Source organism: Candidatus Mycobacterium wuenschmannii (assembly GCF_030252325.1).
GTDB classification, from domain to species: Bacteria; Actinomycetota; Actinomycetes; order Mycobacteriales; family Mycobacteriaceae; genus Mycobacterium; species Mycobacterium wuenschmannii.
On record NZ_CP126981.1, the window covers coordinates 4291136 to 4314310 of the forward strand.

23 protein-coding genes and 1 pseudogene are annotated in these 23175 nt (G+C 68.8%); 10 read left to right on the forward strand and 14 right to left on the reverse strand.

Translation table 11 applies throughout. From position 1 onward, the window contains the following. Positions 1–6: 6 nt before the first annotated feature. A complete protein-coding gene (locus PT015_RS20635; RefSeq protein ID WP_285191205.1) occupies positions 7–285 on the reverse strand; it encodes a hypothetical protein in 279 nt (92 codons plus the stop codon). 62 nt (positions 286–347) lie between these two features. Here PT015_RS20635 and PT015_RS24760 point away from each other — a divergent pair, with 62 nt between their 5' ends. After that, positions 348–626, forward strand: coding sequence for an Rv1535 domain-containing protein (locus PT015_RS24760; protein WP_285191206.1), 279 nt, complete (start codon positions 348–350; stop codon positions 624–626). Here PT015_RS24760 and PT015_RS24655 read toward each other — a convergent pair. The 5 genes and pseudogenes from PT015_RS24655 to PT015_RS20665 all read right to left on the reverse strand — a co-directional run. Continuing rightward, a pseudogene (locus PT015_RS24655) lies at positions 595–4161 on the reverse strand (HAD-IC family P-type ATPase); the annotation flags it as partial. The gene PT015_RS24760 and the pseudogene PT015_RS24655 overlap by 32 nt on opposite strands. A gap of 650 nt (positions 4162–4811) precedes the next feature. Continuing rightward, entirely contained in the window at positions 4812–5243 is a 432-nt protein-coding gene (locus tag PT015_RS20650) for a hypothetical protein (RefSeq protein WP_285186903.1), read from the reverse strand. Positions 5244–5340: 97 nt separating this feature from the next. Then, positions 5341–6147: an exodeoxyribonuclease III gene (locus PT015_RS20655; RefSeq protein WP_285191207.1), complete on the reverse strand. Its 807-nt coding sequence runs from the start codon at positions 6145–6147 to the stop codon at positions 5341–5343. A gap of 25 nt (positions 6148–6172) precedes the next feature. Then, complete coding sequence (locus PT015_RS20660) at positions 6173–6904, reverse strand: GNAT family N-acetyltransferase, cg3035/Rv0428c family (protein ID WP_285186905.1); 732 nt, start codon at positions 6902–6904, stop codon at positions 6173–6175. Then, positions 6904–7497 (reverse strand): peptide deformylase, encoded by a 594-nt coding sequence (locus PT015_RS20665; protein WP_285186906.1) that lies wholly within the window; start codon positions 7495–7497, stop codon positions 6904–6906. Before PT015_RS20665 ends, PT015_RS20660 begins: the two co-directional genes overlap by 1 nt. Before the next feature lie 184 nt (positions 7498–7681). On the opposite strand from PT015_RS20665, the gene PT015_RS20670 reads away from it, so the two are divergent. Further along, positions 7682–7990, forward strand: a complete 309-nt coding sequence (locus PT015_RS20670; protein WP_240260708.1) for a DUF3263 domain-containing protein — start codon at positions 7682–7684, stop codon at positions 7988–7990. Positions 7991–8054: 64 nt separating this feature from the next. Continuing rightward, on the forward strand, positions 8055–8519 hold the full coding sequence (locus PT015_RS20675; protein WP_285186909.1) for a LytR C-terminal domain-containing protein: 465 nt from the start codon (positions 8055–8057) through the stop codon (positions 8517–8519). Here PT015_RS20675 and PT015_RS20680 read toward each other — a convergent pair. Both PT015_RS20680 and PT015_RS20685 read right to left on the reverse strand, forming a co-directional pair. Beyond that, positions 8509–9408: a glycosyltransferase family 2 protein gene (locus PT015_RS20680; RefSeq protein ID WP_285186910.1), complete on the reverse strand. Its 900-nt coding sequence runs from the start codon at positions 9406–9408 to the stop codon at positions 8509–8511. The genes PT015_RS20675 and PT015_RS20680 overlap by 11 nt on opposite strands. A 44-nt stretch (positions 9409–9452) precedes the next feature. Next, the gene (locus PT015_RS20685) at positions 9453–10940 is read right to left on the reverse strand and encodes an HNH endonuclease signature motif containing protein (RefSeq protein ID WP_285186912.1); all 1488 of its coding nucleotides are present in this window, start codon (positions 10938–10940) and stop codon (positions 9453–9455) included. A gap of 79 nt (positions 10941–11019) precedes the next feature. Between PT015_RS20685 and sodC the strand changes: the two genes are divergently transcribed. The 3 genes from sodC to PT015_RS20700 are packed head-to-tail and all read left to right on the forward strand — an operon-like array spanning position 11020 to position 13509. Beyond that, entirely contained in the window at positions 11020–11718 is a 699-nt protein-coding gene (gene sodC / locus PT015_RS20690) for a superoxide dismutase[Cu-Zn] (RefSeq protein ID WP_285186913.1), read from the forward strand. A 25-nt stretch (positions 11719–11743) separates the two neighbouring features. After that, positions 11744–12853 carry a glutamate--cysteine ligase gene (locus PT015_RS20695; RefSeq protein WP_285191209.1) on the forward strand — a complete coding sequence of 370 codons (1110 nt, stop codon included), beginning with the start codon at positions 11744–11746 and terminating at the stop codon, positions 12851–12853. Beyond that, positions 12853–13509, forward strand: a complete 657-nt coding sequence (locus PT015_RS20700; protein WP_285186914.1) for an LON peptidase substrate-binding domain-containing protein — start codon at positions 12853–12855, stop codon at positions 13507–13509. Before PT015_RS20695 ends, PT015_RS20700 begins: the two co-directional genes overlap by 1 nt. Here the strand turns inward: PT015_RS20700 and PT015_RS20705 are convergent. Next, positions 13494–14387, reverse strand: a complete 894-nt coding sequence (locus PT015_RS20705; protein WP_285186915.1) for an SAM-dependent methyltransferase — start codon at positions 14385–14387, stop codon at positions 13494–13496. The genes PT015_RS20700 and PT015_RS20705 overlap by 16 nt on opposite strands. A 124-nt stretch (positions 14388–14511) precedes the next feature. On the opposite strand from PT015_RS20705, the gene PT015_RS20710 reads away from it, so the two are divergent. Continuing rightward, positions 14512–15312, forward strand: a complete 801-nt coding sequence (locus PT015_RS20710; protein WP_285191211.1) for an enoyl-CoA hydratase/isomerase family protein — start codon at positions 14512–14514, stop codon at positions 15310–15312. Here the strand turns inward: PT015_RS20710 and PT015_RS24765 are convergent. Beyond that, entirely contained in the window at positions 15309–16115 is an 807-nt protein-coding gene (locus PT015_RS24765) for a DUF2867 domain-containing protein (protein WP_285186916.1), read from the reverse strand. The two genes, PT015_RS20710 and PT015_RS24765, sit on opposite strands and share 4 nt — an antisense overlap. Before the next feature lie 21 nt (positions 16116–16136). On the opposite strand from PT015_RS24765, the gene PT015_RS20720 reads away from it, so the two are divergent. The 3 genes from PT015_RS20720 to PT015_RS20730 are packed head-to-tail and all read left to right on the forward strand — an operon-like array spanning position 16137 to position 18483. Next, entirely contained in the window at positions 16137–16748 is a 612-nt protein-coding gene (locus PT015_RS20720) for a TetR/AcrR family transcriptional regulator (RefSeq protein ID WP_285186918.1), read from the forward strand. Positions 16749–16777: 29 nt separating this feature from the next. Beyond that, a complete protein-coding gene (locus tag PT015_RS20725) occupies positions 16778–17728 on the forward strand; it encodes a methylenetetrahydrofolate reductase (protein WP_285186919.1) in 951 nt (316 codons plus the stop codon). After that, entirely contained in the window at positions 17725–18483 is a 759-nt protein-coding gene (locus tag PT015_RS20730) for a class I SAM-dependent methyltransferase (RefSeq protein WP_285186921.1), read from the forward strand. The genes PT015_RS20725 and PT015_RS20730 overlap by 4 nt, the downstream gene beginning before the upstream one ends. Here the strand turns inward: PT015_RS20730 and PT015_RS20735 are convergent. The 4 genes from PT015_RS20735 to PT015_RS20750 form a co-directional block, all read right to left on the reverse strand. Further along, positions 18480–20633: an AAA family ATPase gene (locus PT015_RS20735; RefSeq protein ID WP_285186922.1), complete on the reverse strand. Its 2154-nt coding sequence runs from the start codon at positions 20631–20633 to the stop codon at positions 18480–18482. The genes PT015_RS20730 and PT015_RS20735 overlap by 4 nt on opposite strands. Next, positions 20630–21433, reverse strand: coding sequence for a CDP-alcohol phosphatidyltransferase family protein (locus PT015_RS20740; RefSeq protein WP_285191213.1), 804 nt, complete (start codon positions 21431–21433; stop codon positions 20630–20632). Before PT015_RS20740 ends, PT015_RS20735 begins: the two co-directional genes overlap by 4 nt. A 65-nt stretch (positions 21434–21498) precedes the next feature. Then, positions 21499–22212, reverse strand: coding sequence for a phosphatidylserine decarboxylase (locus PT015_RS20745; RefSeq protein ID WP_285186923.1), 714 nt, complete (start codon positions 22210–22212; stop codon positions 21499–21501). Positions 22213–22241: 29 nt separating this feature from the next. Then, on the reverse strand, positions 22242–23159 hold the full coding sequence (locus PT015_RS20750) for an SDR family NAD(P)-dependent oxidoreductase (RefSeq protein WP_285186924.1): 918 nt from the start codon (positions 23157–23159) through the stop codon (positions 22242–22244). Between the last annotated feature and the right edge of the window lie 16 nt (positions 23160–23175).

Genomic DNA, 23175 nt, shown 5'->3' on the forward strand with positions numbered 1-23175 from the left:
CGGGCGCTATTCGGCGTCCTCGATGGCCTCGCCGAGTTCCTCGAGCAGCCGGTTGTGGTGGTTGCTGGCCAGCAGGTGGCCGGCCGCGATGACCAGAGCCACCGGCCAGTCGATGAGCTCGAAGGCGGCCAGCGCGGCGATACCGCCGTAATAGGCCAGCGCCTCGGGCCGCGGGATCTCGACCTGACCGAGCACCGGCAGGTTGATCGCGAACGTCTCGCCCTCCCGAATATGGGCGACCGCGTCCGCCTGGGACGTTTCCCGGCGAGAATTCTTTTCGGCCATCATTTGCCTTTCAGTAACGTTGGCGTTGCCATTGGGACTGGTGATGCGGTCACCGTCGAGTTATGTCGACGACCGATTCTCTCGCCGACCCACTAGGCGGAGCTGTGGCTGGCCTGCTGACCGTCCCGTTGACCCAGTTGTACGCGGTCCTGTGGCGCCTTGGCGCTGTGGAGATCGTGGCGACTCGGTCGGAGTCGACGGACCGGCCTCCAGCTCCGCGGGCTTCTTATCTGCGAACACACGGGTCGCGACGGCCACCGCGGCGGTCGCAGCCCCAGCTGAGCCCAGCGCCTGCGCCCAAGCGATCGGGCCGAGCGGAGTACAGCCAAGCAATTGGCTGACGCCGGGGATGCTGATCAGCGTCCCCATCACGGCCAGCGACCCGCCCGCGGTCAGCACGACCAGCGGCGTTCGCGAGTCCAGCAGCGTCTGGCCAAGCTGCGCCGACACCAGCGCCACCAGCGCCACCGTCGACGCACGCTGGGGGCGTCCGGTGAAGCCGGCCATCGTCCACGCCGCCGTCGCGGCCGCCGCGGTGGTCGCCCCACGGATCGCGACCGCCTGCCACAGCGCGTCCTGATCTGGCCCCCTGCCTTCGGTGCGTGCCGGACCACTGGGCTTGCTGACCGCCAGCGCGGCGGCCGGCAATGCGTCGGTGAAGATGTTCACCAGCAGCAACTGGCGGGTGTTCAGGGGTGAGTCGCCGGTGATCGCGCTGCCGATGATGGCGAACGCCACCTCACCGGCGTTGCCGCCGAGCAGCACCGACACCGCTGCCTGTACCCGACGCCACAGCTCGCGGCCCTCGTCGATCGCGTTCAGCAACGCTTCGATGCGGGCGTCGAGCAGGACCACGTCCGCCGCGACGCTGGACGAGTCGCTGCCGCGCGCCACCACGCCGATGCCGACGGTGGCAGCCCGGATCGCCGCCGCGTCGTTGGCGCCGTCGCCGACCATCGCGCAGACCTTGCCCGCGCGTTCCAACGTCTGCACGACCTGGACCTTGTTCTCCGGCGACATCCGGGCGAAGATCACCCGCTCGGTGACCACCCGTTCCTGGTCCTTGCGCGACAACGCGTCCCATTCGGCACCGCTGATCACCTCGGTCGCGGTCACCGACATGCCCATCTCCCGGGCGATCGCCGCGGCGGTGATCGGGTGGTCGCCGGTGATCAGTCGGATGCCGATGTCACGCTGGGCCAGCGCGGCCAGCAGGGCGGGCGCCTCGGCCCGCGGGGTGTCGGACAGACCGAGGAACCCGACGAGCGAGAGTTCGCCGCCGGCCAGGTCAGCGATGGCGTCCTCGTCGTCGGCGACCAACTGAGCCTGCTGCGCGCTCAGCCGCCGGCGCGCGACCGCGATCACTCGGAGGCCCTCGGCGGCGAGGCCGCGGACGGTGGCCTCGACCTCGGGTCCGATGCCGGCGCTGGCGGCCAGCACCACCTCGGGCGCGCCCTTGACGGTCAACTCGTCGCCGGATACCGACGCCGAGAACGACCTGCCGGAGCGGAACGGCAGATGCGCTGTGGTTTCCGCGGCGTTCGCCGCCGGCTCGTGCACCGCGTGCGCGGCCTCGATGATGGCGCGGTCGGTCGCGTGCACCTGCGGCCCGCCGTTGGCGTCCGGTGCAGCGCTGGCGGCGCAGCGCAGGACGTCGTCGTCGGCGTAGCCGTCAGCGGGGTGCACCTGCGAGACGCGCAGCCGGTTCTCCGACAGCGTTCCCGTCTTGTCGAAGCAGACGACGTCGATGCGGCCCAGCGCCTCGACCGACCGCGGGACGCGCACCACGGCGCCGTAGGTGGTCAGTCGCCGAGCCGATGCCGCCTGCGCGAGAGTGGCGACCAACGGCATGCCCTCGGGCACGGCCGCCACGGTGATCGCGATACCACTGGCCACCGCTTGACGTAAACCCTTGCGGCGCAACAGGCCCAGGCCGCTGACGAGAAGCCCGCCGCCGACGCTGACCGGGAAGGCCCGGTTGGTGAGGTGGCTGAGTTGGTGCTCGAGGCCGATCTCCGGCAGCTCACTGGAGACCAGTTCGGCGGCGCGACGGGCCTGGGTGTCGGCGCCGACGGCGGTCACCAGCGCCACCGCGGTGCCCGCGACGATCGTGGTGCCGCCGTAGAGCATGCAGCGGCGCTCGGCGAGTACGGCGCCCGGTGTCGGGTCGACCTGCTTCTCCACCGGCAACGATTCGCCGGTGAGCGTGGACTCGTCGACCTCGAGGTCTTCCTCGTCGATCAGCCGGGCATCGGCCGGGACCACCTCGTGGGTGCGCACCTCGATGATGTCGCCGGGGCGCAGTTGCGCGGCCTTGACATCGGTGTAGACGGGCTCGCCGTCGGCACCGACGGTGACCCTGCGGGCCGGTGGAATCTGTTGGGCCAGAAGCTCGTTCAGTCGACTCTCGGCGCGCAGCCGCTGGCTGGCCGCCAGCATCGAGTTGCCGGTCAGCACCGACCCGACCAGCACCGCGTCGACCGGTGAGCCCAGCACCGCGCTGGCGGCCGAGCCCAGGGCCAGCACCGGCGTCAGCGGGTCGGAGAGCTCGGCGCGTACGGCGCGGAGGAACTGCCACACCGCCTGGCGCGGACGGTCGGTCAACTCGGCGCCGCGGTACGCCGTCCCGATCGCCCTGCCGGCCAGGCCGTGCCTGGCCTCGGCCTCGTGCTCGACCTCGTTCGGCGGCAACATCTTCCGGACCTGCTCGGCCGACATCGAATGCCACTCTTGGATCGGCGCGGGCAGCGGGTTCGGCGCGCGCAGCACCCGCCGGGCCATCAGGTACCCAGAGAGCAGGCCGGCCGCCGCACCGGTGGTCACCGGACCCGGGCCCCGGCCGCGCACGCCCGGAACCATCAGCAGCGCACCCAACGCCGTTGCTCCGGTGGCGATTTCGATACCGCGCTGACTCGCCGACTTGGCGGCCGGGATGGCGTGCAGCAGTCGCCAGGCTCCGTCGAGGTCGCTCAGGATCAGGTCCGCGGTCCACGGCGGGGGTTCGGAGTCGACGTTGGGCATCAAACCCAAGCCGACGTCCGCCGACGAGAGCGCCTGTGCCGCAGCGGAAGACAGCACCGCGACGGTGTGCCCCTCGTTCTGCAGGTCGGCCAGGGCCGCGGCGAGCGCGGCGTCGATCGATGCCCGGCCCAGTGGCCGCAGTTCGTCGAACGCAGGCTGCAGTTCGCCGAGATCCTCGACCTCGACCGAGATCAGCTCCAGGCCGGACCGTCGCGCCTCGGCCAGCACCGCCGACGCCAGCGGATCGTGCGTCGGGCCGATCAGCGCCTCGACCTTTGCGTCGACCGCGTGCCAGCCGGCGGTGAGCCCCGTGTTCTCCAGCAGCAGCTGGGCGCGGTTCCAGGCGGGCGACAGTTGGTCCTCGTCGGCGCCGCGGACCCGCACCACACGTAAGGCGTTGGTGCACAACACCCGTGGGTCGATGACCAGCACGTCGACCCGGTCCAGCCAGCGCAGCTTCTCCGGCTGCAGCGGCAGCACCGCATGCCGTCCCGCCAGCCCCTGGCCCAGCGCGGCGGCGAACGCCTCTCGGGTGGTGCGGGTGGCTTTCGGTGTGGTGACCAGGGCCGCGGTCGAGGCCATCGCAAGGTTGCGGGTGAAGGCGCCGATGGCGGCGGTGCCGAGCAGTTGGACGAGCGCGGCGCGGCGGGCGTGCCGCTCGACCGGTCCCTCGGCCAGGGGCGTCGGCCGCGACGGCGGATACACCTCGGGGTGCTCGGCGTGGCGGGCCAGCGCCGGCTCGTGTCGGCTCCAGGCCTGCGCTTCGGCTTGGAATTCAGCGGCCTTCAGGATTTCCATCGCGAGGTCGACGGTCAGCGATGCGGGTGACAGTTCGAGCACGTGGGCGATCACCATCCCCACCGACAGCACCGCATCGGTGGCCGAGTGACCGAGATTGTCCTCGAGAAGCTTGCGCAGTCGGGGTTGATAGTCGACCGCGACCACGATCGCCTCGACGCCGTCGAACAGGTGTGGCAACCGCAGGACGCGGCCGACGACGGCGGCGCTGACGCCGATCGCGGTGGCGCCCACCCCCAGCGCGTTGGTGGCCAGCAGCAGGCCGTCGCCCGGTAGCGGCTTGGGTCGGGTGTCACTGCGCTCGGTGTCGACGACACCGCTTGCCCGCCAACGCTTCTCGGCATCGTCGACGTCCCGGCAGAGGTCGCGAAGCGAAACCTGGTCGCTCGACAGGCCGACCACGATCCGCGACAGCGGGCGGTTCACGCTCACCGAGGTCACGCCGGACCTGGCTCGGACCGCGTCGACGACGAAGCGTCCCAATTCGGCGCCGTCCGGCCCGTCGAGACCGCGCACCTCCACCCACGCGCGGTCACGACCGCGCCAGCTGTGCCGGGTCAGGGTGGGCGCGGGCAGCCCGGCGGAGAGTGCGCGGGCGCCCTCGCGAACGGGGATCGCGGCGAGCGCGATACCGGTCGACGCGGCCGCTCCCAGGGAATCGACCAGCGAGGAAACCGCGCGCAGCGGGAAGGGTAGTGGTGCCAAGATCAGCGGCGGGTGCGCGATTGTGCGCTGCGCGGTTGTCGCGCCGGGGTCCGCTTGGCCGGTGTCTTGCGCGGCCGGGCGGAACTGGTCGATTTCGCGGGTGCCGCCTTGACGGGGGTGACCGATGCGACGGGGCCGTCGTTGCGGGCGCTGCTCAGCCGTCGAAGCAACAGCGCGCCACCACCGACGGCCAACAGGATCGGCCACTCGACGAGGCCGGCGACACCGATCGCGCCCAATGTCAGTGCGGCCGCGGGGGTTGAGTGGCTGCCGCGGTCGATGCCCTTCTGGACGCCGGACGCCGCTCCGGTCACGGCGCCGACTACGCCATTGACTGCGGCCCCTCCCACCGCGCCCGCGGCGGCGGTGGTCGCTGAGGCGGCGCGGCTGACCGTCCGACTTACGTTGCGTACGGCGCCGTCGACGACACCCATGATCACTCCCTGACTCTCGGCTCGTGAGCCTGTAATCCTATGACCTTGCTAGGCAAATGAACAGCGGATGAATACCCATTGCCTTCATTTTCATACGTCAAATGCTGTGAAGATCCACCAAGACGGGTGCATGGTCGCTGGGAGCCTTACCTTTCCGCTCCTCGCGGACGATCTGCGCGTCGGCGACCCGGTTCGCGAATCCGGGGGAGCCGAGGATGAAGTCGATGCGCATGCCCTGTTTCTTCGGGAACCGCAGCTGGGTGTAGTCCCAGTAGGTATAGACGCCGGGCCCGGGTGTGAAAGGCCTTACCACGTCGGTGAATTGGGCGTCGATCATCGCGTCGAACGCTGCGCGCTCGGGCTCGGATACATGCGTGGCACCGTTGAAGAAATCCACATCCCAGACATCGTCGTCGGTCGGTGCGATGTTCCAGTCCCCGGTCAGCGCGATCGGCGCCGACGGGTCGTCGCGAAGCCATCCCAGAGCGGTATTACGCAGGGCAGCAAGCCAATTCAGCTTGTAAGTGTAGTGCGGGTCATCCAGGGTGCGGCCGTTGGGGATGTAGAGGCTCCACACCCGGACCCCCGCGCAGGTGGCACCCAACGCCCGGGCCTCGGCCGCGGCGGCTACGTCCGGTTTGCCGCTCCACGTCGGCTGGCCGTCGAATCCGACTGCGACGTCGTCGAGGCCGACCCGCGACGCGATGGCCACCCCGTTCCACTGGTTGAAGCCGACGTGGGCGACCTCGTAGCCGAGTTCGAGGAACGGCATCGTGGGGAACTGCTCGTCGGAGCATTTGGTTTCTTGCATCGCGAGCACGTCGACCTCGCCCCGCTGTAGCCAGTCCAGGACTCGGGGCAGCCGGGTGCGAATCGAGTTCACGTTCCAGGTGGCGATGCGCAGCGTCCCGTCGGGCATGGCTGGGACCCTACGTGAGCACGATGTAACGAGCGTGATGGTGCAGAGCGAAGCCCAGCGAGCGGGCCAGCTCCGCGCCGGCGCGGTTGTCCTCGCGCACCCGGACGTACGCCCTGGTGGCGCCCTGCGACGCGCCCCACGCAAGCGGGCCGTCGGTCAGTGACTGGTCCGCCGACAGGCCGACCCACCGGGTGCCGTCGGGAGCGTCGGCGATCCAGGCCTGCCCCGGGGCCGCCTCGCCGCCGGAGTCGGCGGCGGGCACGTCGCGCACCATGACCCGGTTGGCGTGCTGTCCTTCGTCGGGCAGCCGCAGGAGTCGGTCGGGAACGAACAGTCGCGGAACGAGGTCGCGGCGCCGATACCATAAGGCGATCTGAGGTATCGCCGACTGGGTTGCGGACATTGTCAGCGGCACAGCGGAATTCGCGCGGTGCGAGCCGTCACCCCCGGCGCGCAGCAGCCAGCCGTCGATCCACTCGTGTTCGACATCCGGACAAGCCAGCGCGTCGGCGTGCTCGAGTGTGCGAATTTCGGAGGCGCGCACCGGTTTATCGCTGAGCACGCGGAGCGCGACGACGTCGTCGGAGTCGAGGCCGACGACGTCGCCCTCCTTCGTCTGCACCCGAACCAGCGGCGTGGTCTCGAGCAGGTGACCGATGACGTCGTTCAGTGGCGGCACCGATCCGGCGGGCCGGCGGTACCGCACCGACACCCGGGTGCCGCGTTCCGGCCACGAAACCATCAGTGCCCGAACGGATCCGGTCCCTCGCCCGGCATCCAGGACAACCCGGGCACTCCCCAGCCGTGCGACTTGACCGCGCGCTTGGCCGACCGGGCGTGCCTGCCGACCAGGCGATCGAGGTAGGTGAAGCCGTCCAGGTGGCCGGTCTCGTGCTGCAGCATCCGGGCGAAAAGCCCCGTGCCCTCCAGGGTTACGGCTTTACCGTCGGCGTCGAGCCCGGTGACCTTGGCGTAGCTGGCCCGCCCGGTGGGAAACGATTCGCCCGGCACTGACAGGCAGCCCTCGTCGTCGTCGTCCGGATCGGGCATGGTCTCAGGCACCTCGGAGGTTTCCAGCACCGGGTTGATCACCACGCCGCGCTGGCGGGCCGCCTGGCCCCGCTCGTCCGGGCAGTCGTAGACGAAGACGCGCAGGTTCACGCCGATCTGGTTGGCGGCCAAGCCGACCCCGTAGGCGGCGTCCATGGTGTCGTAGAGATTCGTGATCAGGTCGGCCAGGTCGGCCGGGAGCGAACCGTCCGCCGAGACCACAACCGGGGTGGTGGCGGTGTGCAGGACGGGATCTCCCACGATGCGGATCGGAACGACGGCCATGACCGGAAAGTTTAGGCGGGGGTCCATCGACGCCGAGTTGCGGACTCTGCATGCGGCGGGCAACCTCACCTAGTCAGCCGACTCGCGGGTCTGGCTTCCAGGTCAACAGTTGTCGACGTGGTTGAATAATCGCCGGAGCAGCGAGCATTCGCGAGTCGCAGGGTCTTGGAGGATCAGGAGCGATATGGACAGCGCTATGGCGCGCGCTAATCGATCGGGAGACGACTCTGAACTCGCCGATGGGTTGACTCGCCGCGAACACGACATTTTGGCCTTCGAGCGCCAGTGGTGGAAGTACGCCGGCGCGAAGGAAGAAGCCATCAAGGACTTGTTCGGGATGTCGGCCACCGCGTACTACCGGGTCTTGAATGCGTTGGTCGATCGGCCCGAGGCGCTGGCTGCGGACCCGATGCTCGTGAAACGTCTCCGTCGACTGCGCGCCAGCCGGCAGAAGGCCCGGGCCGCCCGACGGCTGGGTTTCGAGCTCACCTGAGAATTTTCCCTGCTCACAGGGCGTCGCTGCGGGATTTCCCGCACTCCTCGATACAGTGTCCCCAATGAATGAGCGCGTTCCCGACTCGACTGGGCTTCCCCTACGGGCCATGGTGATGGTGCTGCTGTTCCTCGGCGTCATCTTTTTGCTGGTCGGTTTTCAGGCCATGGGATCGGGCAGCAACAGCGACGACGACTCGGCGGTGGCCAGCGTGTCCACCAGTTCCGCCGCCCCCAAGACCTCGGCCAAACCCGTGGCCAAGGCCGATGTGCGCGTCTACAACATCTCCACTCAGGCGGGCATCGCCGGCAAGGCCGCCGACCAGATCAAGCAGGGTGGCTACAACGTCACCGACATCGGCAACCTGACGTTGCCCAAGGTGACGGCCACAACGGTGTACTTCGGCACCGCCGACGGCGAGAAGGAGACCGCCGAGGCCGTCGGCAAGCTGCTCAAGGCCCCGGTCGCGCCGCGGACGCCGGACGTGTCCGATCAGCCGCCCGGCGTGATCGTCGTCGTCACCGGCTGACCCCCGGCGTCAACCCGCTGAATTGGTACGAGCCGGTGTGCGTCAGCGCCACATTCGGTGCGACCCATACGCGATAGCCGTTGGCCCGCGCCAGCTTGCAGAAATGAAAGTCCTCGGACAGTCCGGCGCCGCTCTCGGGATCGATGCTGGTGCCGAAGAACTGGTGCAGCACCGCATCGCCGGCCCGGTAGGCCGGAACCTTGTCGATCAGGCCCTCCAGGACTGCGCGCTTGATCAGCATGAAGCCGGTGCCGGCGTTCGCCACCTCTAGAAAGTCTTCCCCGCCATCCACTTTCGGGCCCGCCAAGGTGTTGGCCACCAGCGACCCGGTGTGCTGATACAACTCGTCGGGCGCGACGCCGTCGCGCGCGGCGGCCGCTACCCGCGCCCAGTTGATCTCCTTGCGCGGGTACAACCCGCAGACGATGTCCTTGTCCGCGGCGAGCAACGTCAGGACGTCCCCGGCGTCGAAACCGATGTCGGAGTCGATGAACATCAGGTGCGTGCAGTCGGTCTGCAGAAAGTCCTGCGCCAGGCTGTCGCGCGCCCGGGTGATCAGCGACTCGTTCATCAGGTGCGCGTATTGCAGGGATAGGCCGGCGGTCATGGACAGCGTCGCCAGTTGGAACATCGACCCGGCGTAGCTGCCGTGACAGAGTCCGCCGTACATCGGCGTCGCCACGAACAGGTATCGCTCGGACAAGCCGGATCCGCCGGCCATGCCGATCAGCGACACGGACGCGATCCGTCCGCCGGTTCGCGGTGAGCCGTCCGGATGGTCGGCGGTGACGGTCAGCTGGCTGACCACCTCGCCGATGTCTCCCTCGCCGGAGTGGATGATCTTGAAGTCCGGATTCCAGACTCGGACGATCGGCTTGTTTCCCGTCATGACAACAGGATGAGTTGCGCAGGTGAACGGCTGACGACGCGGCGTTAGAAGGGTGGCGGATCGTCGTGACCGGGCGGGGCCGGCCCGAGACGACTCATCGACTTCGCGCGGCGAGCAATGCGAGCGTTGTGGTTTCGCTGTCGCTCGGCACTAACTCGCAGCCCGCGGTCCTGATCACGGGTGCGACGGCGTCGGGGCATCATCGCGTTTCGGTCGGCGCATCGCTCGACGCGCGGTGCGGGTGGCAGGTCGCCGGTGGGCGAGCACAAGCCAGGGAACAGCCATGCGCTACCGGGGGTCGTGACATAGGTCTTGCCGGCGGGCGATTCGAGAATGACTGTGCCGTCGGGCAATTGCCGATCGCGCCATCCCCAGAAAGTCTTCGCGAGGTGATGAGTTCGGCAGTAGCACTTGAGGTTCGACGCATGAGTCGGGCCGCCGTCGCCGTAGGGCACGGTGTGGTCGATGTCGCAGTTGAACGCCGGATGGTCGCAACCGGGCCACCGGCACGTCAGGTCGCGGCACCGCACGAAATCGGCCAGAGCTTTCGACGGCACATAGCCGGGCTCGGGCGGAGCGTCGGCGGGGTGGACCAGTGGCACCAGTTTGGCCTGGCCGGCCAATTCCGCGATGAGCTCCGGCCCGACGAGCCCGTCGGCGCGTACCTCGGATGCCATCGACTCTTCGGCGATCACATGGATCACCACAGACGTTGCGGCAGGGCGTGTTTCGGCCTCACAATCGGGGCGTCCGCAGCGGCAGCTCAGCCGGTCGGTACCCGTCGCGAGGGCGCCCAGCGCGTCGGCACGCCGCTGCTCGCGAGTGCGAGGGTCCTGCGCGCAGACCGTGCCGGCCAGCGCGGTGAGCCGCTTGTCCAACGCGTTCGCCTCGGGTGTCAGCATGCTGCCGTGAATCTGTGACAGGCCGTCGCCGTGATCGGCGAACCAGACCTCGCGACCGTCCCGTCGTTCCTTGCGCCGGCGCACCGCGTCCGCATCGGCCTTGGCGACGATCTTGTCGATCTGTCCGGCAAGCTGCCCCCGCGTCATCGAGGGCCAGCGCACCGCGCTCAGCGCCAGCTGCCCGTCGACTGTCGCGAGGACACCGCTGTCGTCGATCAGGTCGGTGCGATAGACGACCGTCGCGAACGTCCGCTGGTCGATGTCACCGCACTTGAAGACCTCGGCGAGCTTGGGCAGGCGCTCGCGCATCGCCCGGGCGTACCGCAGCTGGCTGCCCGCCAGCGCCTGACTCATTCGCAGTGCGGCCGCCACCTCGGCACTCACCGCCGCTTCGGTGTCGACCGCCCACTCCTCGGTGTCGGAGCAGCGGGTCAGTCGATACGCGAACAGTTCACCGATCGCTGACAATGCCGCGGCGGCGCCACGGTTCTGGTCGCGCCAAGAGGTGGCGATGCGGTCCAGCAGTGCCGACGACTCGGCGGTGCAGCTGGGATGGCGCCGCTCGAACAGCTCGTCGAACCGGGCGATCACCTCAGGAGATGACACCGTGCCGACTGGCGGTTCGAACATGTTTGCGATTATGCGATGCGGGTCCGACAAGCCCGAGCCGTCGGCTGATGTCGCACCACAAGCGGGATAGGCTCTCCCCATGCTCAAGCCCGCCCGCAGCCGCACGGCTGCCGCCGCCTCCGCATTGATTCCCCTCGCCGCCACAGCCGCGCTGATGAGCGGCTGCAAGGCACCCCAGTATCCGGCGACCACGCCCGGCACGCAGCCCTCGATCTGGACCGGCTCACCGGCGCCGTCGAGCGCGGAGCCAACCGGGCAGCAGGGCGGCACGGACAGCCTGACCACGCAGCTCAACGACGCCAACGGCACCAAGGTCGCGACGGCGAAGTTCGAGTTCGATCCCGGCTACGTCACCATCACCATCGAGACGACCGGGGAAGGCCAGCTGAGCCCGGGCTTCCACGGCGTGCACATCCACTCGGTGGGCAAGTGCGAGGCGCACTCGGTGGCCCCGACCGGTGGCGAGCCTGGCGACTTCCTGTCCGCGGGCGGGCACTTCATGCCCCACGGGCAGCACGGTGGCGGCGACCTGACCTCGCTGCAGGTCCGCAAGGACGGTGGCGCATTGCTGCAGACCAGCACCGACGGCTTCACCAAGGCCGACCTGCTGAGCGGCGCGGGAACCGCGATCGTCATCCACGCCGGCTCGGACAACTTCGCCAACATTCCGGCTGACCGGTACAGCCAGGCCAACGGCGCGCCCGGGCCCGACCAGACGACCATGTCGACTGGCGACGCAGGCAAGCGCGTCGCCTGCGGTGTGATCGGCTCCGGTTAATTCCTCGTCGGACAGGGGTACCGCTATCAGGGTGAACTTTGCGTCCTCACCCCGCCCGACACTTGGCGTCGAATGGGAGTTCGCTCTCGTCGACGCGCAGACCCGCGACCTGAGCAACGAAGCGACCGCGGTATTCGCCGAAATCGGTGAAAACCCGCGCGTACACAAGGAATTGCTGCGCAATACCGTCGAGGTCGTTACCGGTATTTGCGAGAACACGGCCCAGGCGATGGACGATCTTCGGACCACCATCGCCGCCGTCCATCCGATCGTGCGGCAACAGGGCATGGAGCTGTTCGGCGCGGGCACCCACCCGTTCGCGAGTTGGTCGACGCAACAACTCACCGATGCGCCGCGCTATGCCGAGCTGATCAAGCGCACCCAGTGGTGGGGCCGCCAGATGTTGATCTGGGGAGTCCATGTGCACGTCGGGGTTTCGTCACCGGACAAGGTAATGCCGGTGATGTCGGCGCTGCTCAACTGGTATCCGCATCTGCTGGCGCTGTCCGCGTCGTCGCCGTGGTGGGTCGGTGATGACACCGGCTATGCCAGTAACCGCGCGATGATGTTCCAGCAGCTTCCTACCGCCGGCCTGCCGTTCCAGTTCGAAAAGTGGGACCAGTTCGAGGGTTTCGTGCACGACCAGAAGAAAACCGGGATCATCGAGGACGTCAACGAGGTGCGCTGGGACGTGCGGCCGTCGCCGCACAACGGCACGCTCGAGGTACGGGTCTGCGACGGGGTGTCCAACATTCGCGAACTCGGTGCGCTGGTTGCGCTGACGCACTGCCTCGTCGTGGATCTCGAACGCCGTCTCGACGCGGGCGAGACATTGCCGACGATGCCGCCGTGGCACAACCAGGAGAACAAGTGGCGCGCGGCCCGCTACGGGTTGGACGCCATCATCATCCTCGACGCCGACAGCAACGAGCGCCTCGTTACGGAGGACCTCGACGATCTGCTCACCCGACTGGAACCCGTTGCCGCATCGCTGGATTGCGCCGACGAGTTGCGGGCGGTCGCCGACATCCCGCGGCGTGGTGCGTCCTACCAACGCCAGCGGCGCGTCTCCGAGGAACACGAAGGCGATCTGATCGCGGTCGTCGATTCGCTGGTCGAGGAGTTGGAGATCTGATGGAGTCCACAGCCGAATTCGGTCGTCTGGCCATGTTTCCGCTGCAGTCGGCATTCCTGCCCGGCGAGGATCTGCCACTGCAGATCTTCGAGCCGCGGTATGCCGAGATGGTGCGAGATTGCCTGCAGGACAACAACCCCCGGTTCGGGACGGTTCTGATTTCGCAGGGCCGCGAAGTCGGCGGCGGTGACATGCGCTGCGACGTCGGGACCGTCGCCAGGATCACCGAATGCGTCGACATCGGCGGCTCGGGCCTGTTCAAGCTGAAATGTGCCACGGCCGAGCGGATCAAGGTGTGCGAGTGGCTGCCCGACGACCCTTACCCGCGGGCCGTCGTCGAGGAGTGGCCCGACGAGCCGGGGGAGTCGGTGAGTGCGGGTCAGATCGAAGAACTCGAGGATCGGATGATGGGGTTGTTCGAGCGGATTGCCGAGGCCCGCGACTTGCCCCTGCCGGACCGTGTCGAGGTGCTCGGCTCCAGCGTGGATTTCTCTGATGCGGGAGAACGCTTGTACGCGTTGGCATCTCGCATCCCAATCGGGCCGGCCGACCGCTATTCGGTGCTGTCGGCGCCGTCGGCGCACACCCGGTTGACGGCGCTGACCGAGGCGGTCGAATCCGTGGCCGCGGTGATCGAGTTTCAGCTCTCGCAGTAGCGCAGCGGCGCCACCGCGTGGAGTCGGCCTTCGACGAAGACACTGCGCGGCGCCACATCGGCGAGGGCCTCCGCCGGCATCCGATCGAAACGGCGCATCAGATCCAACGCCGCGACCTCGGTGACGGCCCAGTCGCGGTCGGTCAGCCACTGCCGGATGTCGGCGCGGTCATCCTTGAACAACAAATCGGTGAGGTCCTGCCCGCCGTCGCCCAGGGCCTGGCGGCCCCGCTCGAGGTAATCGGCATCGAATGCGTTCGGGCTCAACGCTTCTGCCGCAATACGGCTTCCGGGGGCGCTGAGTTTGAGAATCCGCTCGAACAGCAGGTCCTGAGCGACGGGCGGTAGATAGGGGAGTAGGCCTTCGGCCGACCAGGCGGTGGGCGTCGACGGGTCGAAACCGGCTTCTTGCAACGCGGTCGGCCAATCGGCGCGCAGGTCGATCGGCACCGCCCGATAGCCGCACGCGGGGTGCGCCTTGTGCGCCCCGAGTGTCTCGGCTTTGAAGGCCAGCACCTGGGGCTGGTCGATCTCGTAGACGACGGTGCCCGACACCCAGGGCAGCCGCCAGGCGCGGGCGTCCAGTCCCGCGGCGAGAATCACCGCCTGGTCGATGCCGTTGGCGCCGGCGGCGATGAAGTACTCGTCGAACCACTTGGTGCGTGCGGCGGCGTAGTTCTGGACCAACGGCAAATGCCTGCCGACGTCCGAGGGATCCCACCCCCGCGCGACCGCGGCGTCGACGAACAACTGCGCATACCGGTCGATGAACAGCGGACAGCCGCAGTCGGATTCAGCGGCACGGGCCATCGCCACGCCCAGTGCCGTCGCGCCGACGCTTTCGGTGATGTCCCAGCTGTCGTTGTCGGTCCGTGCCATGGCCATTGCCCATCTCGTTTTCGCGGCAGTACTGAAGGGAGCGACGGCATTGTCGGACAGCACCAGGCTAGTGAAATTCCCATCTCGCCGCTGAGCGGAAGGGCGCGTGGTGTACTTCGACGCGATGAGCACCGAGGTGGTTGTGGACATCGACGCAGGGGTAGCCGTGCTGACCCTGAATCGGCCCGAGCATCTCAACGCCTACACCGCCGCGATGGGCGCATCGCTGAGTCAGGCGTACCGGGACTGCGACGAGGACGATGGAGTGCGCGCCATCGTGCTCACCGGCGCGGGCCGGGCCTTCTGCGCGGGTGCGGACTTCGCCGGCGCGTCGCCGTTCGATGCCCCGGGCAAGGGCTTCACCGCGTCGCCGATCGACCCGCCCGCGTTCGAGTTGCGCAAGCCGGTGATCGCCGCCGTCAATGGCCACGCCATCGGCATCGGCCTGACGATCGCGCTGCAGGCCGATATGCGGGTCGTCGCCGAGGACGCGAAATACGGTGTGGTGCAGGTGCGTCGGGGCGTGCTACCCGATTGCATGGCGCATTGGACGCTGGCCCACCTGACCAACCTTGGCGTGGCCGCGGAGGTGCTGCTCACCGGCCGAACGTTCTCCGGTGCCGAGGCCGCCGCATGGGGCATCGCGAACCGCACGCTGCCCGCCGACGACGTCCTCGACCACGCGATCGACATTGCCCGGGACATCGCGACCAACGTCGCGCCGATGTCCGCGGCGCTGTCCAAGCGCCTGCTGTGGGACACCGCGATCAACGGCTACACCCCGCGGCAGGTCGCATCGCTGGAGACCAAGCTGCACCACCGGGTGATGGGCACCGACGACGCCCGCGAAGGCGTCGACGCCTTCCTGGAGCGCCGCGAGCCGCGATTCGGCGCCAGGCTGTCGACGGACTGGAAGCCGCTCTAAACCCCAACGCGGGCAGCGCGTCTCATCAGCTGCGGTGCTATCAACCTGTGCAACGGCCCGACCAGGATCCATACCGCACGGGCGCCGACTCGGTGCCGATAGTGCAGGCGGGTAGTCAGCACGGCACGGCCGCCGCGACGTCGTAGGTCGAGTTCGCCGTGCAGCAGGGGACCGTCGGCCGCCAGCACGATCTCGTCGGGGTCAGAGCGCACGATCGCCCAACCGATCGCGTGCTCGGGGGAGGTGACGGGGCCGAGCCGAAACCCCAGTACACGGCGGTGGATCCACAGCACCGCGGCGCCGAGGGCGCCCGGACTCCGCCCGAGCGCGTCACGGAACGACTGCTCCGCCGTGCGCGAATCGGTCGGCTCCAGCGGGACCTCGAAGACGTCCACGTAGTCGGCGGCGTCGTCGCCGATGTCGGCCCGGCCGGCACGGGCGCGGGATGCAATGCGCTTCAGCGTTGCCCGCACGACCATGCGGTGTGCGCCGGTGCCGATGACCAGCGCTCGGTAGGCCTTACCGTGCAGGCCGGGGAACTGGGCCCACGTTGCGGAGCGGACGCGGGTGCGATGCGGGCCCTCGGCATCCAGCTCGAACACCCAGAGGTATCGGGCGAAGAGGTGTCGGCCCTTCAGTGCCAGGCGTTCGGGCGGGCGTGCTTCGTCCACGACGAAGCCGACGGGGACGGTTGCGGGATCGCGTGGGTCGCGGCAGATGGTTCGCAGCACCGCGGGCCATGTCTCGGACAGGTCGGCAGCGACGGATATGGCATGCTCGTCGATATAGGGTAATCGTTCCATATAGAAGGATCGTACTAGATCATGGCACCTCCGCGGAAGCATCAAACCGATGTGATCCTGGACGCAGCACGAACGCTGGTGTTGACCGACGGGCCGCGGGCCGCCAGCGTCGGCGCGATCGCCAAGGCCAGCGGGGCGCCCGCCGGCACGCTGTACCACCGGTTCACCAACCGCGACGGGATCCTGGCCGCGGCCTGGCTGCGAGCCCTCATACGGTTCCAGGATCGTGCGCTCGCCGCGACGGCCGCTACCGCTCTCGAATCGGCGGTCGCAACCGCCGTCGCCGCAATCGAATTCATGCGTGCGGTTCCCGATGACGCCCGACTGCTGGTGGCGCTGCGACCCGGCGATCTGCTCGACGACGAGCACGATCTCCAGCAGACGCTCGCGGACCAGAATGCGCCGCTGATCGATCGGCTGAACGGCTTCGCGCGCGAGTTGTACGGCAGCACCGATCCGCGCTGCACCGACGCCGTCGCGCGGGCGATCGTCGACCTGCCGTACGCCGTCGTGCGGCGCCACGCCAACACCACGCCCATCCCGGATTGGTTGGAAACCGACGTCGCCGCGGCCGCGCGAGCACTGCTGACGAGCTTCGACGGTGTTTCCGGGAGGCCGGATCGGGGTAGTTGACCCGCATTGACCTCGAATGCCCCAAGCGCATGACGTTCGGTCCGTGCGGCGGAGTCCAGCCGGACGGGCAATGCGAAATGCGCTCGGGGCCATGTACTTTCGATGACGTCGTGCCGTGGACCGGTGCACCCGTGTCACTGTCGGCGGTGACCGCACCGCTTATCCTGACCGACTTCAGCTGCACACCGTTCGATGCCGCGGATGCCGCGGCCACCGCCGCTACGCTGGCGCCGAGCTGTGACGCCGTGCTTGTCGGCGAGCACCAGAACCGGCCCGACTATCCACCGACCTTGATGAGCCAACTGATCCTCGACGAGGGCGTCACGCCGTGGATCACCTTGTCCTGTCGCGACCGCAATCGCGTTGTCCTGGAACAGGAGTTGCGCGGCCTGAGATTCGCCGGCGCGACGACCGTGTTCTGCGTGACCGGCGACGGCCGCGGCTATGACGTACGCCCCGACGTCACCCAGACCTTCGACCTCGACGGACCGCGCCTGGTGCACCTCGCTGCCTCGCTGAACATGGTTGCCGCGGTTCCCGAAACACCTACCGCCCCGCCCGTTCACGGCAGGGCGGCGCGTCTCGTCGAGAAGCAGCGCGCCGGCGCGAGCCTGGCGGTGCTCAACCACGTGACGTCGGCATCGGCGTTGTCCGGGTTCATGGACGACGCCCGCCAGGCCGGCCTGCGGATGCCGGTGCTGGCCGCGGTCGCCGTGTTCACCGACGTGGTGTCCGCGGCGGTGCTGCAGGGCCTACCCGGACTCGAATTGGAGCCGGCGTTGGTCGATGAGGTCGTCAATGCTGCCGATCCCATCGAAGCCGGGATCGATGCGGCCGTCGCCGAGGCGCGAGAACTGCTCGCTATCAACGGGATTGAGGGAGTCAATTTGTCCGGTCTGGCATCGGCATCGGGAACACGGCGCGGCGCGGAGATCAAGGCCGAGGTAGGGGCGCGAATCCGAGCGGAGCGCAACGGATGAGCGACGCGGCCGCTGCCGAATTCGACACCCTCGCCGAATGGACGGCCGAAGTCGCCGGTGACCTGGGTCGGGAATTCCACATCCCGGCGGGCTGCCGGGGCAGCGGGAGCCCGGCCGTCCTCGACTGGCTGCTCGACCATCTCGAGCTCGGTGCCGGGGAGTCCTTGTTGGACTGCGGTGCCGGCGTTGGTGGACCCGCCGCCTACGCGGCGGCACAACGCGACGTGCGTCCGGTTCTCGTCGAACCCCAGGCCGGTGGATGCCGCGCCGCGCGGGAGCTGTTCGGATTCGAAGCCATCCAGGCCGATGCGGCGAAGCTTCCTTTCGAGGCCGAGACATTCGATGCGGCATGGGCTTTGGGCGTGCTCTGCACGACCGAGGAACAGGTCGAGATGCTGTGTGAGTTGCGCCGCGTGGTTCGCGCCTCGGGCCCGATCGCGTTGCTGGTCCTGGTGGCCCGGGAACTGTCGCCACCGGGAGAGCCCGAAGACAGTTTCTTCCCGACCCGCGACCTGTTCGCCGAGTCGGTGCAGCGTGCCGGTCTGCGTATCGAGACGTGCCGCAGCGTCGGCGACATCTGGGAGCCGCCAGAGTCCTGGCGGCAACGCGTGGACGCCGTGGAGGCCGAGCTCGAGCGACGGTACGGTGACCAGGAGGCCTGGCAGGTCGCCGAGCAGCAATCTCGGCGAATCACGCGGCTGCTCAAGGACTCCGAGATCGATCCGCAGGTTTTCCTGCTGCGACGGGCGGCTTAACGCTGCGCGGCGAACGCCCGCAGGTTGGCCAGTTGTGCGGGGTCCAGCGACGGGTGCACGTTCTTACGGGCCTCGGCCACGTCGGCGGCGGTGATCTGGGCCGCGTCGACCGAACGGCGCATCGCGGTGAGCGCGGCTTCGCGCAACAGCGCCACGCAGTCGGCGGCGCTGTAGCCGTCCAGGTCGGCGGCCAGTGCCTCGAGATCCACGTCGTGCAGCGGGATGGACTTGCCCGCCGCACGCAGAATATCCACGCGCGCTTGAGCATCGGGTGGTTCGACGAACACCAGCTTCTCAAGCCGGCCGGGCCGCAGCAGGCCCGGATCGATCAGGTCGGGCCGGTTGGTGGCACCGACCACCACGACATCGTTCATCGGCTCGATGCCGTCGAGTTCGGTGAGCAGCGCCGCTACCACCCGGTCGGTGACGCCCGAGTCGAAGCTCTGACCGCGGCGGGGCGTCAACGCGTCGATTTCGTCGAGAAATACCAGCGACGGCGCGGAATCCCGTGCTCGGCCGAATAATTCGCGCACGGCCTTCTCCGACGAGCCGACCCATTTATCCATCAGCTCAGAGCCTTTGACGGCGTGCACCGACAGCCGCCCGGTGCTGGCCAGGGCGCGGACGATGAAGGTCTTGCCACAGCCCGGCGGCCCGTACAGCAGCACGCCGCGTGGCGGCTGCACGCCGAGGCGCGCGAAGGTGTCGGGATGCTGCAACGGCCACAGCACCGCCTCGGTCAGGGCCTGCTTGGTCTCGACCATGTCGCCGACGTCGTCGAGGGTCACCGAGCCGACCGAGACCTCCATCGCGGCCGACCGGGACAGCGGCCGGATCACGCTCAGCGCGCCGACCAGATCGTCCTGCGTCAGCTTCGGCGCGCTGCCGTCGGCGCTGGCCCGTGCCGCGGCGCGCAATGCGGCCTCGCGCACCAGGGCGGCAAGGTCCGCGACGACGAAACCCGGTGTACGGTCGGATATTTCACCGAAATCGAGATCGTCGATGGGCACCGACTTCAACAGGCTTTGCAGCAGCGCGGTGCGGGTCGGCGCATCGGGCAGGCTCAGCACGAGTTCGCGGTCGCAGATCTCGGGGGAGCGCAGCCGCGGATCGAGGTTCTCCGGGACCGACGAGGTGACGATCACCGCGACCGACGGGGCGGCAACAGCTTTGCGGAGTTCCCCGAGGATCAGCGCCGCCACCGGTTCGGCGGTGGCGGGCAGCAACGCGTCGATGTCGGCGATCAGTAGTACTCCGCCGCCGTCGACCACTTTCTGCACCGCCGCGGTGACGCGCTGTAAGCGGTCGTCAGCGGCCAGCGCGCCGACCTCAGGGCTGTCCAGCTCGACCAGTCGGCGCCCAGCGCAGACGGCGCGCACCAGCGTCGTCTTACCGACTCCGGCGGGTCCCGTCACCAACACGCCGAGATTGGTGGTGGCGCCCAGGGTTTGCAGCAGGTGCGGTTCGTCGAGTGCGAGCTTGAGCCATTCGGTCAGCTTGGCCGCTTGTGCGTCGACACCCTTGAGGTCGTGCACGGTGATTTTCGGCGACTCCGAAACCACCGGCGCGGCAACGGGTTCGGCGGCTACCCCGTTGCCCCACGTGACGAGCGAATTCGGCTGCACGCTCACCGGGCCGGCAGGGTCTACACCGGTCACCGTCAACAGCTCCGAGGTCCAGCTGATGCCCACCGCGGAGGCCAATGCCCGGGTGGCGGCCGACGTCGAGGTGCCCGGCCCCAGGTCGCGCGGTAGCAACGAGACCGCGTCGCCGACCGTCAAGACCTTGCCCAGCAACGCTTGTCGCAGCGTTGCCGACGGCAGCGACTGGGTGGTCAGTGTCGAGCCGCTCAGCGTCACGGATCGCGCGCCGTACACGGTGGCGGCGTCGACGATCACCGCGGTGTCCTCGCTGAGGCCCGCGTTGGACAACGTCACGTCATCGAGCAGCACGGTGCCGACCGGTGTCGTCGGACCGGCCATCCCGGCCACCGCCGTCGTGGTTCGGGCGCCGGTGATCGATACCGCGTCCCACTCTCGAATGCCGAGGGCTGCAATGGCATTGGGGTGCAGGCGGACGACGCCACGGCGAGAGTCGACGGCCGAGGTGTTCAGCCGGGCCGTCAGGGTCAGCCGAGCCGGTGACGTCATGACCGACCGGTCGGCCTGCGCAGCCCGAGCCGCGCCACCGACCGGCGGTTGGGCTGGGCCCGGCGGATCGCACGCCGGGTGGCTCGTCGCTGCTTGGGCTTCTCGCCCCACGCCTCGGGATGCGCGGCCAGCCAATGGTGGCTGCGCACCGAGAACGGGATGTAGCAGAGATAAGCGGCGATGATCACCATGATCAGGATGTAGGGGAACAGCAGCGCGGCGGCCGCGACGATGGTGAGCCCGGCCAGCAGCAGCGCGGCCAGATTCGGCGGCACCGAGACCGCGTGCATCTTGCGCATCGGGAGCCTGCTGACCAGCAGCATCGAACACGCGGTGATCCAGGCGCAGACGAACCACGGCGACGTCCACCATCCCGAACCGAATTGCAGCTTGGCCGCCAGCGGTCCCAGCGCGCAGATCGCACCCGCCGGTGCCGGGACGCCGACGAAGAACTCCTTGGTGAACGCGGGCTGGGTGGCATCGTCGAGCAGGGCATTGAATCTGGCCAGCCGCAACACAATTGATACGGCGTAGAGCATCACCACGACCCAGCCCGCCGGTTGCGAGGGCAGCATCGTCACGTAGAGCACGACCGCGGGGGCCACTCCGAAGTTCACCGCGTCTGCAAGCGAGTCGATCTCCTCGCCCATCCGCGACTCGGCGTCCAGGGCACGGGCCACGCGCCCGTCGAGTCCGTCGAGGATTGCCGCCGCCGCGATCAGCGCGATCGCCACGTACGGCTGGCCCTCGAGCGCGAAGCGGATCGACGTCAGCCCGGCGCAGATTGCCAGCACGCTCATCGAGCTGGGCAGGATGCGCAGCGGCGCAACCCGTCGGTTGCGGGGCTTCACCGGCTTGGGAGTGATCACGGCAACTCGGCCAGCACCGTCTCGCCGGCAACCGCGCGCTGCCCGAGGCTGACCGATACCCGTGCGCCGGCCGGAAGGTAGGTGTCGAGCCGGGAACCGAAGCGGATCAACCCGTAGGTGTCACCGATCGACAGCTTGTCGCCGACGTTGGCGTTGCAGACGATGCGGCGGGCCACCAGGCCGGCGATCTGTACGGCCACGACGTCCACCCCGTCTTCGGTGCGGATCCAGACGCTGTTGCGCTCGTTGCTCTCGCTGGCGTCGGGCAGATCGGCCGAGCCGAACAGGCCGGGCCGGTGCTGCACGGCGATCACCTCGCCGCCGACCGGGGCGCGCTGCACGTGGGCATCGAATACCGACAGGAAGATGCTGACCCGGGTGAGTTCCGCCTCGCCCATCTCCAGCTCGGGCGGTGGCGCGGCCGACTCGATCAGGCAGACCTGGCCGTCGGCCGGCGCGACGACCACGCCCGGCCGGGTGGGTGGCACCCGCGGCGGGTGCCGGAAGAAGCCCGCACAGGCGCCGGCGGCCAGCAGGCCCACGCGGCGCAACCAGCGCGAGCGGCGGCCGACCAGCGCCAGGCCGAGGCCAGCGGAAATGAACGGCAGGCCCGCGGGATGCACGGGTGGAACGGTCTGCCGGAGCAGCGACACCACATGCTGCGGGCTGATCGTCGGGTTGTCGGCGGTCGAGCGAGGACGTCGTGCCACGCGGACATCTTACGGAGCCGGGGCCGACCTCAGACCGGATACGTGACGCCGGTCAACTCCTCGGACACCGACCACAGCCTGCGCTGCAGGTCCTCGTCGTGCGACTGGGCGCTGGACGAGACCACCTTGGGGTGGCCGCGCTGCTCGCCCAGGCCGTCGGGGCCGTAGTACTGGCCGCCCTCGACGCCGGGGTCGGTGGCGGCGCGCAGCGTCGGCAGGCTGCCCATCGCCGCACCCTGGAACAGCAGCGGACCCGCCAGCGCGAACAGCGGCTTGATCAACGTCGGCGCATTGCGGCCCAGTTCGGTGCTGGACGACCCGGGGTGCGCGGCGACGGCGACGGTGTTCTTGCCGGCCAGCCGGCGCTGCAACTCGTAGGTGAACAGCAGATTGGCCAACTTGGACTGGCCGTACGCGGCGAACCGGTCGTAGCCGTGCTCCCACTGCAGGTCGTCGAAGTGGATCGCGGCGCGAAACCGATGGCCCATGCTGCTGACGGTCACCACCCGCGACCCGCGGACCGGGAGCAGGGTGTCCAACAGCAGTCCGGTCAACGCGAAGTGGCCGAGATGGTTTGTGCCGAACTGCAATTCGAACCCGTCGGCGGTGAGTTCCTTCGGTGTCCACATCACCCCGGCGTTGTTGACCAACAGATCGATGCGCGGGTAAGCCTTGCGCAGCTTGGTTGCGGCGGCGCGCACCGACGCCAGCGAGGTGAGGTCGAGTTCCTGCAACGTGACGTCGGCGCTGGGGTGGGCGGCGCTGATCTTCGCCAGTGCCAGATTGCCCTTCTCCAGATTGCGCACGGCCAGCACGACGTGGGCGCCGGCCTGGGCCAACGCGGCGGCGGCGTGATAGCCGAGGCCGGTGTTCGCGCCGGTGACGACCGCAACGCGGCCGCTCTGGTCAGGTATGTCGCCGGTGGTCCATTTGCCGTCGGAGCTCATCGCAGAAAACGATACT